This is a genomic window from Bacillus tequilensis KCTC 13622 (assembly GCF_000507145.1).
Taxonomy (GTDB): domain Bacteria; phylum Bacillota; class Bacilli; order Bacillales; family Bacillaceae; genus Bacillus; species Bacillus tequilensis.
Genome location: NZ_AYTO01000016.1, coordinates 54,914 through 67,078, shown reverse-complemented (window position 1 = coordinate 67,078; position 12,165 = coordinate 54,914). Strand labels below are relative to the sequence as shown.

Annotated in this window: 10 protein-coding genes, 2 tRNA genes, 3 pseudogenes and 1 riboswitch; of the genes and pseudogenes, 3 read left to right on the top strand and 12 right to left on the bottom strand. The window is 43.7% G+C overall.

What is annotated here, in order from left to right; translation table 11 throughout:
- Positions 1-70 precede the first annotated feature (70 nt).
- Positions 71-144, bottom strand: a tRNA-Gly gene (locus V756_RS0106800).
- Positions 145-158: 14 nt separating this feature from the next.
- Positions 159-235, bottom strand: a tRNA-Arg gene (locus tag V756_RS0106795).
- Between the two features lie 322 nt (positions 236-557).
- On the opposite strand from V756_RS0106795, the gene V756_RS0106790 reads away from it, so the two are divergent.
- Positions 558-1,412, top strand: a complete 855-nt coding sequence (locus V756_RS0106790) for a manganese catalase family protein (RefSeq protein WP_024714023.1) — start codon at positions 558-560, stop codon at positions 1,410-1,412.
- 111 nt (positions 1,413-1,523) lie between these two features.
- Here the strand turns inward: V756_RS0106790 and gmuG are convergent.
- From gmuG to V756_RS0106750, 8 genes and pseudogenes are all read right to left on the bottom strand, one after another.
- A pseudogene (gmuG, locus tag V756_RS01000000121990) lies at positions 1,524-2,167 on the bottom strand (mannan endo-1,4-beta-mannosidase); the annotation flags it as partial.
- 28 nt (positions 2,168-2,195) lie between these two features.
- A complete protein-coding gene (manA, locus tag V756_RS0106780; protein ID WP_024714022.1) occupies positions 2,196-3,143 on the bottom strand; it encodes a mannose-6-phosphate isomerase, class I in 948 nt (315 codons plus the stop codon).
- Complete coding sequence (locus V756_RS0106775; protein ID WP_024714021.1) at positions 3,140-4,030, bottom strand: ROK family protein; 891 nt, start codon at positions 4,028-4,030, stop codon at positions 3,140-3,142. The genes manA and V756_RS0106775 overlap by 4 nt, the downstream gene beginning before the upstream one ends.
- A gap of 28 nt (positions 4,031-4,058) precedes the next feature.
- Entirely contained in the window at positions 4,059-4,772 is a 714-nt protein-coding gene (gene gmuR, locus V756_RS0106770; protein WP_024714020.1) for a transcriptional regulator GmuR, read from the bottom strand.
- Positions 4,773-4,921: 149 nt separating this feature from the next.
- Positions 4,922-6,319: a glycoside hydrolase family 1 protein gene (locus V756_RS0106765; protein ID WP_024714019.1), complete on the bottom strand. Its 1,398-nt coding sequence runs from the start codon at positions 6,317-6,319 to the stop codon at positions 4,922-4,924.
- 18 nt (positions 6,320-6,337) lie between these two features.
- Positions 6,338-7,666, bottom strand: coding sequence for a PTS cellobiose transporter subunit IIC (gene celB, locus V756_RS0106760; RefSeq protein WP_024714018.1), 1,329 nt, complete (start codon positions 7,664-7,666; stop codon positions 6,338-6,340).
- Between the two features lie 18 nt (positions 7,667-7,684).
- Positions 7,685-8,017, bottom strand: a complete 333-nt coding sequence (locus V756_RS0106755) for a PTS sugar transporter subunit IIA (RefSeq protein ID WP_024714017.1) — start codon at positions 8,015-8,017, stop codon at positions 7,685-7,687.
- Positions 8,017-8,328: a PTS sugar transporter subunit IIB gene (locus V756_RS0106750; RefSeq protein WP_024714016.1), complete on the bottom strand. Its 312-nt coding sequence runs from the start codon at positions 8,326-8,328 to the stop codon at positions 8,017-8,019. The genes V756_RS0106755 and V756_RS0106750 overlap by 1 nt, the downstream gene beginning before the upstream one ends.
- 177 nt (positions 8,329-8,505) lie before the next feature.
- Positions 8,506-8,605, top strand: a riboswitch (purine riboswitch).
- Positions 8,606-8,659: 54 nt separating this feature from the next.
- Here V756_RS0106750 and pbuE point away from each other — a divergent pair.
- On the top strand, positions 8,660-9,826 hold the full coding sequence (pbuE, locus tag V756_RS0106745; protein WP_024714015.1) for a purine transporter PbuE: 1,167 nt from the start codon (positions 8,660-8,662) through the stop codon (positions 9,824-9,826).
- A 215-nt stretch (positions 9,827-10,041) separates the two neighbouring features.
- On the opposite strand, the pseudogene V756_RS0106740 reads toward pbuE, so the two are convergent.
- Together V756_RS0106740 and V756_RS0106735 are read right to left on the bottom strand one after the other, a co-directional pair.
- Positions 10,042-10,661: pseudogene (locus V756_RS0106740) on the bottom strand (YdhK family protein).
- A gap of 158 nt (positions 10,662-10,819) precedes the next feature.
- Positions 10,820-11,797 carry an HD domain-containing protein gene (locus V756_RS0106735; protein WP_024714013.1) on the bottom strand — a complete coding sequence of 326 codons (978 nt, stop codon included), beginning with the start codon at positions 11,795-11,797 and terminating at the stop codon, positions 10,820-10,822.
- 80 nt (positions 11,798-11,877) lie between these two features.
- Here V756_RS0106735 and V756_RS1000000123360 point away from each other — a divergent pair.
- Positions 11,878-11,979, top strand: a pseudogene (locus V756_RS1000000123360) (GNAT family N-acetyltransferase); the annotation flags it as partial.
- Positions 11,980-12,165: the final 186 nt, after the last annotated feature.

The window sequence follows — 12,165 nt, the reverse complement described above, 5'->3', positions numbered from 1 at the left end:
TGCGATTTGTTTAAAAATGAATTAACAGGTACGTTTTGTCTTGTTTAGTTTTCAAAGATCATTCAATTAATGGAGCGGGTGATGAGAATCGAACTCACGACATCAGCTTGGAAGGCTGAGGTTTTACCACTAAACTACACCCGCGTGGTATTTTGTATTGGCGCGCCCGAGAGGAGTCGAACCCCTAACCTTTTGATCCGTAGTCAAACGCTCTATCCAATTGAGCTACGGGCGCTTATCAAGCGACTCAACTATCATACTATCATTTGATGTTGAAGTCAAGAAGTTTTTAAAATGTTTCTTCTCGAATGTTTAATTCGACTTTTCTTATTATACACATTTTAAAAATCTTGTAAACACCTTAGAAAAACTTTTTTTGTTTTTCGTTTTGTTTCACGCTGTTCATCAGCGACGTTTAATAATATACCATGCCTGTTTTATTTGGTCAACACTTTCCCTATATTTTTTATTATCTTTTTTCACATATTTTAATGTATATATTTCATCTCATCTTACAAACAATATAAAAGATCACTTGAGAGGGAATGAGGCGTGTTATGTATTACTACAAAGAAGAACTGATAAACATCATTAAACCGGATAAGCCAGATCCAGCAGCTGCAAAGGTCCTGCAGGAGATATTAGGCGGTCATTACGGAGAAATGCGTACAATGATGCAGTTTTTTTTCCAAAGCTCGAATTTCAGAGGAAAACAGAAACAGTACCGCGATTTGCTGCGTGGCATTTTTTTAGAGGAGATTGCTCACGTTGAGCTGGTGCAAAACACAATTAATGCTTTATTAGATGAATCAGGCGGTGAAGGTGTCGGCAGTCAAGGTGCAGATCAGGCACCACTTAATGAAGCTGTTAAACATGCTAATCCTCATCATTATATTATTGGGGCGCAAAGTTCCCTTCCTGTTGATGCAGGGGGCAATCCGTGGAACGGGTCATGGGTGTATAACCACGGAAACTTAATTACCGACCTGTTGGATAACCTGCTTCTTGAGTCAACAGGCGTGCTGCAAAAAACAAGGATTTACGAAATGAGCACGAATCAGACGTTTCGGGAGACTCTTGCTTTTCTTATTGTACGCGACAATGCTCACCAAAATGCGTTTGCGAAAGCACTCGAAACATTGGGTGTTGAGTGGGCGAAGCTCTTACCTGTGCCGAATTACGACATCAATAAATATCCTGAGTGCAGAAAATATATCGAATTGGGCTACCACAATGCACAATTTAATTTCAGATTGGATGAAACAAGAATCGGAGAAATCTATCAAGGAACATCTCCAAGCAGAAATGGCGGAGAGTTACAAGTGATAGACCCTCCGGCAGGTTTCCCTGTTCCAGTGCTTCCGGAAATGCCAAATGAACACAGCCCTGGGTTAGGCGATATGAATGCCTGATCAGATGTGATGGTGCTCAAGAAAACTCTTGAGCACCTTTTGCTTTATATTCACTCAATGATAGGCGTTAAAGAATCTCCGTTCCATATTTCTCCCTTATTGAATGTCCGAATGATAGATTTTCTTGTAGAGCTGTTTATATAGAGAGATTCTTACATCATCTTTTTGATTATATGATGTAAGTCCCCACCAAAACCATTCACCGTTCATTTCATGCAGCGGCCTGAACAGAACAGGGACACCTTGGTTCCCCAACTCTTAAAGTCCGTCAGCAATTTTGCTGAGCATGGCATTCAGCCGCTTCCCTTCTGCTGTTGAAGAGTCCAATATGTTCTTATGCTGATCGTTTGTAATTTGGTTTTAAAATGCCCTGACTGAATAGCAGGATTTGCCAGGTGCATACTGATTTGCGGAATCCCCCCGCTTTTCCAATACGATAGCAGCTCGCTGTTGCAGTTTACATCAATCGAATCTTCAATATTTGCTGTTTCAAGCCACCCTCTTGCATAATCACAGCCGTAAATAGCAGGTGATTGTCCGGCTGCACTTCGGATTCCAGCTTTACTCATAGAGAATGGGTCATGACTGTAACCACCGAATGCTCCGGAAAGGACTCTGTTTTCTGTTCGGTTCTGCAGATGAGCAAGCCAATTCATGACTGCTTTTGTTGTCTGTTGTGCATGAAGATTTACAGGCGACACAGTATGCGCTTCAATCGGTTTTGCAAAAATGAAAGACGCAAGTAAAACGATCATGGATAAACAAATCAAGCTCCCCCATTCGTTAAGGATGAGATATGATCAAATCACATGTTCCTTCTATTGAAAATTCGCCAAAGCGCGCAGGCAAAATAAAGTGTGAACCTTCATTACACTCATACTGAATACCATGATTTACGATTCGTCCTGATCCGCTCAGAACACTCCCCAGCAAATAGCTTTGCTGAGAAGGAAAAACAGCTCGGCCCCTAACCTTCCAGTTGTACACTGAGAAATAATCCGATTGTACATAAACGGTGATGACCGCATTTTCAACTTCTTTCACTTCCGGTGTATGCACTTTCTCAATATGCGGTATTGTAACGACTTCCATAGCTTTTTCTATATGAAGAGTTCTTTTTTGGCCTTTGTCATCGCAACGGTCATAATCGTATACGCGATACGTTGTATCAGAGTTTTGCTGGATTTCAAGGACAAGGGTCCCCTCACATAAAGCATGGAGCGTACCGCTTGGCACATAAAAGAAATCTCCGGGCTTGATTTTGATTCTCCTCAGCAGTCCGTTCCAATCACCGCTTTCGATACGATGTTTGAATTCTTCCTTCGTGCTTGCGTGATGCCCCAAAATCAGTTCCGCATCCTCTTTGCAGTCAATAATATACCAGCACTCTGTTTTTCCGAGATCGCCGTTTTCGTGCAGTATCGCGTAATCATTATCAGGATGTACTTGCACGGAAAGATCCATGTTGGCGTCCAGCAGCTTTACTAAGAGCGGAAACACCTTACCATCTGGAAAACCGAAAACCTCCGGATGATCCTGCCATACCTGATCCAGTGTCTTTCCTGACAGCGGGCCGTTTTTAACAGCCGACGAGCCATGGGCATGTGCAGAAACGGCCCAGCACTCCCCTGTTTTTGCTGAGGGAATCGAGTAGCCGAAAGTATCACGAAGCGCTGTTCCTCCCCATATTCTTTCTTTAAAGACAGGCTCCAAAAATAAAGGATGCTTCATGTTCGCACCTCTCCGGCTGCTTTTAAGGCCTGATCCGCTAAAACAAGCGTGCCGATGATTCCGGCATTTCTGTCTAAAAGGGGAGGAATGATATATGATCTTATACTATCTGATAATTCAGAAAAATTTAAGTAGCTGTTCATCATTTTCGGTACGTATTGATAAATATAAGGAAACACTTGTTTCTGATTCATGACGCCGCCGCCAAGAATGATTTTTTTAGGGGCAAGGATCAAAATATACTGAACCAGCGCTTGGGCAATATAATAGCCTTCCAGTTCCCAGACTTGATTGATAGCTGATAAATCAGCAGCTTTTTTTCCCCAGCGTGCTTCTATGGCAGGACCGGAAGCCAAACCTTCAAAACAATCCTTATGATATGGGCATTTCCCTTGGTATGTGTCATCCGGATGCCGCCGGATATAAATATGACCCATCTCTGGGTGTGACAGCCCTTGAAGGAGCCTGCCCTCTATAATTGCGCCCGCACCGATGCCAGTGCCAATCGTGATATACAGGCAGCTGTCGAGATCCTGCGCTCCACCGAAAAGGAATTCACCCAGCGCCGCAGCGTTGACATCCGTACTAAATCCGACTGGGATTTTCATCTTGTTTTTAATGGTTTGCAAAAAGGGAAAGTGTCTCCAGCCCGCTTTCGGCGTAGCCATAATGGTTCCGTATGTTCGACTGGTTTTATCAGTATCAACGGGACCAAAGGAGCCGATGCCGATGGCCTGTAGTGAAAATTGGCGAAAATATTGAATCACTTTCTCTATCGTTTCTTCCGGCATCGTTGTGGGAATCTCTATTCGGTCAATAATCGTTCCATCCTCTTTACCGGCGGCACAAACAAACTTTGTGCCGCCTGCTTCAATACCGCCAAGCATCCAGATGGCCTCCTTGTTATCTCCGCGATCAGCGCCGTATGTTTACCGAAGTGACGACAAATTTGTCATGCCGATGACGTGAAAAGGAATATTCAAATGGAATGCCGTTATCTAAGAAGCCCACATGTTCGACTTCCAGAATCGGATCATCCTGTTTGCAGCCAAGATGCTCCTGGTCAATTTGATCAGATTTACAGGCTCTGATTTTCCGGTGCGATCCGGCTATTTTCAGATGCAGCTCGTTTGTGATGTGGTTGTAGACCGAATCATGTAGGACGTCATCATTAATGCCCGGTATTAACTGAGTGTGCATATATGTTTTTTCCAATACGTAGGGCTCTCCCTCCACAATCCGCAGCCGGACGACATAATAAACCGGTGTCTTCTGATCGATAGATAAATGGGCGGCCACTTCTTCGGTCGGAAATTGCACTTCAAACTGAATGATCTTGCTTTTGATTTCCTTATCTTTCAACAGGTTGGTCAATCCAAGGATTTCATTACTCACCACATGGACTTGGTCATCCTGTATTGCTGATTGAATAATAAACGTGCCATGGCCCCGTTTTCTGAAAAGCAGCCCTTCGGCAACTAAATTATCCAAGGCTCTTTTCATCGTCATGCGGCTTGAATTGAACTCTTTTGCAAGAGATATCTCATCGGGAATCGGCTGATCGATCGGATATACGTTATTTTTGATTCTGCTTCTCATTTCATTTGCAATGATTTCGTATTTATTCATTGGTATCCTCCGGCAGCTGTTAAAGTTTGATATCACATAATCTTCTTTACGGATATCATAAGTTCTTTTCCCTCTTTCATCAATGCTGCGGCTGGCTGTGATCTCTATTCATCCTGATGATTGCCGGAAAATCTGTATCTTTTGACATGCTAGAAACCGTTTTGCTCAGCAACCTCTTTGAACCATTTTCCGCTCTTTTTGACGGTTCTTTCTCCGTCTTTCTCGAGATTGACCGATACAAACCCGTATCGGTTTTTGTAGGCATTGGTCCAAGACCAGTTGTCCATAAACGTCCATAGATGATAGCCTTTCACGTTTGATCCTTCCTGTATGGCGCGATGAATCCATTTGAGGTGCTCCTTGATAAACTCAATCCGGTAATCATCTTGAATGATGCCTTGCTCATCCCTGAAGCGTTCTTCGCCTTCGACCCCCATGCCGTTTTCTGAAATAAAGCACTCGATGTTCCCGTAGTTTTCTTTTAAATTGATCAAAATATCATATACGCCTTTTTCATAAATCTCCCAGCCGCGGTGCGGATTCATTTTGCGGCCCGGCATGACGTACGGATCAAAATACCTGTCCGGCAAAAAAGGAGCATCAGGGTTTGGAAGATGTTCTTTTGCTTTTACACGTCTTGGCTGATAGTAATTCACGCCTAACAGGTCAACCGTATTGTGCTTGATGACCTCAAGATCTTCTTTTTGATACTCAGGCACAAAGCCCTCACTCTTCAAAATCTCAACCAGCTCTTTTGGGAATTCCCCTTTCACAGAAGGGTCTAAAAAAGATCTGTTGAAGAATGCGTCCGCTATTTCTCCCGCTTTTACATCGGCCGGATGGCTGCTTCTCGGGTATGAGGGCGTCAAATTCAAGATGATACCGATTTTCCCATCCTGCTTCATTTCCCTGTAAGCCTGAATCGCACGGGCACTCGATAGCAACGTGTGAAAACCGACCTGGACAGCCTCTTGAAAATCGACCTTGTTTGGATAATGGAAATCATATAAGTATCCGCCCTCTACGGGGACGATCGGCTCATTATGCGTGAACCATTTTTTCACCTTGTCGCCAAACAAACGGAAGCTTGTTCTTGCATAATTTTCATAAGCGTCAACCGTTCTCCTGTTTACCCAGCCGCCGTTTTTTTGAAGTTCCATCGGCATATCAAAATGAAACAAATTGACAAAAGGCTCTATTCCGTTAGCGATCAACTCATCAATGACACTATGATAAAACGCTTCAGCTTTCGCATTGATCTCGCCTGTTCCGTTTGGTATTAAACGCGACCAGGAAATCGACAGCCGGAATGAGTTGTGGCCAAGCTCTTTCATCAGCCTGATATCTTCTTTGTAGTTGTCGTAAAATTGAGATGTCGTCGCGGGTCCGACTCGATCAAAAAATCGATGCGGTTCTTTTTCAAACCAATAATCCCATATGTTCTGCCCTTTTCCGTCTCTATCGGCGGCACCCTCCGTTTGTGTTGCCGAGGCGGATGATCCCCACCAAAAGTCTTTCGGAAAGCGATATTGTTCTGTTTGCGTCAAGGTCTCTCTCCCCTTTTATCACATTTTGATATTGTTATCATTTTGCTGAGCAGCCGTTTCCTGTACAGCCTGTTCTTTTTCTTTTGCCAGATGTAATTTATCCATTGCTTTCAGGAACGGAAACCATATCACGAAGACAATCAGCAGGTTCACAAGCTGCATCACGCCCCCCATGATCGAGTTCGTCGCCATCATGCCATTAATAAATAATGGAACCGTCCACGGCACCGTCACACCAGTCGGAGGCGGGACGAGCCCGGCTGACATAGCCAGATAGGTGACGAGCGTAACAATCATCGGCGCCAATACCCAAGGCACAAGAATGATCGGATTCATGACAATCGGAAGCCCGAAGATAATCGGTTCGTTTACGTTAAAAATACCGGGCGCGAGGCCAAGTTTGGATACTTGCTTCATCTGCCTGCTTTTCATGAATATAAGGATTATGAACACAATCGCAAGCGTCATCCCGGTTCCGCCCATCCCTACTGTATAAATCTCCATAAACGGTTTTGAAATAATATGGGGAATTTCTTTTCCCGCTGTGTATGCAGAAAGGTTTTCGACCTGCAGTGTATTCCAGATCGGGTCCATCACAGAGTTGATAATGATCTGTCCGTGCAGACCGAAAAACCAAAGAATTTGAATGAAAAACACGGCAATCAGCGTCGGAATGATACCGCTTCCAAGTCCGACAAGCGGAGCCTGAATCGCATGATAAATGATGTCGTGCATATTTGTTTTAAAAAGCTGTGTCACCAGAACGTTAATCAGCAGAAATACGGTCAAGGTAATAAAAGCCGGAATAAGTGCTGCGAATGATTTTGCTACAGCAGGCGGAACACCGGCAGGCATTTTGATGGTCAGGTTTTTTTGAACGATTCTTCTGTAAATTTCACCGGAAAGAAACGCCGTTATCATACCAAGAAACATCCCTTTTGCACCGAGACGGTCAACTGGGATAACGCCTGTAATGGCATCCCCTGTTTCCGGCTGAACGATAAATGGTGTTAAGAGCAAAAAGGAAACCAATGCGATCGCTCCGCCAAATACAGCTTCGACCTGATAGCTTTTTGACAGGTAATAGCCTATCCCGAACACGACAAAGACAGACATGATGCCCATAGTCGCCGTAGACGCTATGCCGAACTGAGACTGAAACGACGTAAGCATTGAGGCGTTCATCAATTTGTTTAAAAACGGAAGGTTCGTTAACACGACAAAAATGGACCCGAAGATCGTAAGAGGGAAAGCCAGCATAAATGCATCACGCAGCACTTGCAAATAGCGGTTATTGTTTAACCTCCCTGCAATAGGAACAAGGAATTGGCTGATTTTCTCGAACACCCTATCCACCCCGATTTTTTATAGATTCTTTGTTTCAAAGAGATCAAGCAGCTCTTTCACTAATTCCTTCATGGTCAACGTTGACATCAGGTGATCCTCCGCATGCATGAGCAGCAATGAGAATGCGGCTGCTTCTCCGCCGGATTCTTTCTGTATCATTTGAAAGTGAATGTCATGGGCTGCTGATAAATCCTGCTCAGCCTTGGAAATGAGGGCATCGGCCTCTTCCCTGTTCCCTTCTTTGTAGGCGCGCAGTGATTGCATGATGCAGCTGCGGGCATTTCCGCTGTGCAGGATAAGCTGAAAACTGATTTGTTCGCCTGTTAAATCCGTGATTTTCATCTGTTCCATTATTGATTCTCCATTAATGACAATGCCTGCTCATACGCTTTTTTGCCATCTGCCATTCCATAGGCCATCATGTCAATGACCTCAACCCGAATGCTGTATTGATCCGCCTCTTTTTGCAGTTCGCTTTTCAGAAAGCTCATTTGCGGGCCGATCAAAACGGCATCCGCTTTTTTCATGTCTTCTTTCGCCTTATCCTGGCCGACAGCCCAAATCTCCGTTTCATCACCGATGGATTGTGCGTATTCCTTCATTTTTGTCACCAATAAACTGGTGGACATTCCTGAACTGCACGCAAGTAATATTTTTTTCAATTGCTATCCCCCCTTATGATTAAAACGCTTACAAATTTTATTATAGTCATTAATTTTTAAATGTCTATACTTTTAAAAATATAAATATAATCATATGCTGATTCCGTTCACCGCTTTGTAAATTTTTCTATGGAAGATTCACTCACAATGTGTTACACTCTTCAACAGAAACGCATCAATTAAATAGCTATGATCACTTGTATAACCTCAATAATATGGTTTGAGGGTGTCTACCAGGAACCGTAAAATCCTGATTACAAAATTTGTTTATGACATTTTTTGTAATCAGGATTTTTTTATTTGTCAAAACATTTAAGCAAAGGAGTTTGTTATGAATTTTAAAGTTTTTCTGCTTGCAGCTTCTACGATTGCAGTCGGATTGGTTGAGTTAATTGTAGGAGGAATTCTTCCTCAGATCGCAAATGATTTAGACATTTCCATTGTCTCAGCCGGGCAGCTGATCAGTGTGTTTGCGCTGGGATATGCAGTGTCAGGGCCGCTGCTTTTGGCTTTGACTGCGAAGATTGAGCGCAAGCGTTTATATTTAATGGCCTTATTTGTTTTCTTTCTTAGCAATCTTGTAGCCTATTTCAGCCCGAATTTTGCGACGCTGATGGTATCACGGGTATTGGCTGCGATGAGTACAGGGCTGATCGTTGTGCTTTCCTTAACGATTGCCCCGAAAATTGTAGCGCCTGAATACAGAGCGCGCGCCATCGGAATTATTTTTATGGGATTCAGTTCTGCTATCGCATTAGGCGTGCCGCTTGGCATCTTGATCAGCAATTCCTTCGGATGGCGGATTTTGTTCCTTGGCATCGGCCTGTTGGCGCTGGTCTCTATGCTGATTATTTCAATCTTTTTCGAAAAAATACCAACGGAGAAAATGATTCCTTTTCGGGATCAGCTCAAGACGATTGGCAATCTGAAAATCGCGAGCTCGCATCTTGTCACGATGTTTACCTTGGCGGGGCACTACACGCTGTATGCTTACTTTGCGCCGTTTTTAGAAGAAACTCTTCACTTGAACTCTTTCTGGGTCAGCATTTGTTATTTCCTTTTCGGGATATCTGCTGTGTGCGGAGGTCCTTTCGGAGGAGCGCTTTCTGACCGGCTTGGTTCCTTTAAGAGTATTTTGCTGGTGACCGGTTCCTTTGCCATCATTATGTTCTTACTGCCGCTGTCCACATCGTCCATGATTTTCTTCTTGCCTGTCATGGTGATTTGGGGACTTCTGAGCTGGAGCCTCGCCCCCGCTCAGCAAAGCTATTTAATTGAAATTGCACCAGAGTCGTCTGACATTCAGCAAAGCTTTAACACGTCGGCCCTCCAAGTCGGAATTGCCCTTGGCTCAGCCATTGGCGGTGTTGTTTTGGAGCAAACGGGCACTGTTGTCTCAACGGCATGGTGCGGCGGATCGATCGTCATCATCGCTGTCCTGTTTGCCTTCATTTCTTTAACAAGACCTGTTCAGACAGCAAAAAAATCCTCCTTGTAAAAGGAGGATTTCAGATTGTTGACAAAATCCTAAAACGGTTTAGTTTTAGGATTTTGTCATCTTTTCAGCGTGATTGAAAACCCTTGAAGTCTAGGAAAGGCGAGCATTGGAGCGGAGCGAATGTCCTAATTCGTGAGCACCAACGCACAGGCTTGACAACGAATGCAAGGGTTTGTCGACACGCTGAAAATCCTCCTTGTAAAAGGAGGATTTTTTTATGATTTAGCTGAAAGCTCGTCTTCTGTGACCCATTTGTGATTTTTCATTTTTTCACCGCTTGTTGTTGATGTATAGTCAACCATGTATACGGTTGTTTTTTCGGCGGAGTCGATCTCGGCTGTCGCTCCCTTCATACCTTTCATATGAGAAGCCTCTAAGATCACTTGATCTCCGGGGTTTAATGTTTTATCTCCCGCGTCTTTGATTTCTTCCTGGATCACCCATTTATGATGATCCACACGCTGTCCCCCGTTTGTCGGAGTGTATGATACAGCATAAGCTGTCGTGTCATAGGCGCCTGTCACTGTAGCGTCCGCACCTTTCATGCCTTTCATATGAGATGCATTGATGACCACTTGGCTGCCTACTTTATATTTTGGATTTTTAGATTCCTGTAATCCCGCTGGTACGTCAGCTGATCCGGAATGTTCCATTTCTTCATGTGATGAGGAACCTGAATGCTTTTCAGATTTGCTTTCTTTCGCGCTATTGTCAGCGCCGCATGCTGATAACACAAAAACCAGAGATAACATCAGAATTCCCAGTGCTTTTTTAGAGATTTTCATGTTCATTCTCCTTTGCTTCATTTTTCACTGTAACTGTTGCCCGCAGACAATAAAAACTCATATCCGCAAGCAAACTGCCCTCTCGATAATACTATACCCCCGAATGGTATGTAAATACGCTGATATTCTCATAAAACGGTCCCTCAGTTTGTCCTATTCCCTTTAGTTTGCAAAATCAAACATGAAAAAAGCCGCTGTGACGCGGCAATTAGTGATGCAACACTTTTATATACACACCTTTTTTCGCTTTTTGATAAGCGTCCTCGCCCCATCTTCTGATGTTTTCAGATACCGCAGAGGCTTTGACCCATTCGCCTTGATGAAAAACGGATGGATCGATGAGGCGCATTTTCTTCTTTTGATGGAAATCATACTGGATGTCATCTTCTTTTACTTGAACGCGGGGATGGATATGTGTAAGCAGGCTCAGCACTTCTTCATTTTTGGATGCGTGCAGGATGTCGAGTACCTCTTGATCCGTTTTCAACAGATCTTCCGCGGATATGACATGGTGACGCAGCGCAGCCTTCAACGTTCGTGCTACGTATTCATAGCCATATACATTCACGGGATTCAAAAAGAAATCAATTACTTCTTTGTAATATATCCTGACAAACCATTCAGCAGCTTCAATACCATCCGGAAACATCCTTCCGTTTCTCACAATGAGATGATCCAAAAAGGTTTGCGCTTCATGCAAACTAATGTGCCCATATCGGTACATGTCGCGCAGCGTATAGTCTGTCCGATCGGCACAGAGCTCCGGTGCGGGCTGTTCGAGCAATGTCCATCTCGTATCGTCTGTTAAAAGTTCTTCGGCATCATATCCGTGTTTTTCTAGAATTCCCGGAATCTCAGATTGAAAAATGACTTGTTGAAAGATATTTTCATGGTAGTCTTCCGCTTCATTTTCAAAAACAACATCGACGACATGAGAAAAAGCTGTGTGCGACACATCGTGAAGCAGGCCTGCTATCTGCTCTTCTATCGTTCCTCCCAGCTTTTTGATGAGAAGCATCACGCCGATGGAGTGCTCATACCGGGTCACATCCCACTTTCGATTCACTAAAAAGCTCGCTCCGCCTTGATAGATTCCTTTTAACCTTTGCACCGGCTTGCTCTTGATAAGCTCTTCCAGCACTCCGTCTATTTGGTGCTGTCCGTAAATGATATCGTTGATTTCCATGCCGTCACCTCAACATCTATTTTCATATTATTATATCTTGTATATATTGATATTAGCTATTTTCTGAAAGGAGGATTGCGATGAAGATCGTCCCTAGCAATGAGTTGCCGAAACATATGATGACTGATTTTTTTGCCAAGCATTGGGGTTCATCCGAGATGGTGATTTCCAGCGGTATTTTTCTGCAAAGTTTAATCCCTCGCATTATTGAACGCTTGGTTTGATCAAATCCTTACCTGCGGCCAATACCTATTCTTTCTACTGCATTCTTTAGTCATATCGTTCTCTCCTTCCAAAATTCCCACAAAGGGAACCTCAATGTTTGGCAACAGCATGTACGACCAATTCGCCTTGTAAATCCAATCTTT

Coding starts and splice junctions, on each gene's coding strand:
- V756_RS0106790 (WP_024714023.1), top strand. CDS start 558: ATGTATTACTACAAAGAAGAACTGATAAACATCATTAAACCGGATAAG.
- manA (WP_024714022.1), bottom strand. CDS start 3,143: ATGAAGCATCCTTTATTTTTGGAGCCTGTCTTTAAAGAAAGAATATGG.
- V756_RS0106775 (WP_024714021.1), bottom strand. CDS start 4,030: ATGCTTGGCGGTATTGAAGCAGGCGGCACAAAGTTTGTTTGTGCCGCC.
- gmuR (WP_024714020.1), bottom strand. CDS start 4,772: ATGAATAAATACGAAATCATTGCAAATGAAATGAGAAGCAGAATCAAA.
- V756_RS0106755 (WP_024714017.1), bottom strand. CDS start 8,017: ATGGAACAGATGAAAATCACGGATTTAACAGGCGAACAAATCAGTTTT.
- pbuE (WP_024714015.1), top strand. CDS start 8,660: ATGAATTTTAAAGTTTTTCTGCTTGCAGCTTCTACGATTGCAGTCGGA.
- V756_RS0106735 (WP_024714013.1), bottom strand. CDS start 11,797: ATGGAAATCAACGATATCATTTACGGACAGCACCAAATAGACGGAGTG.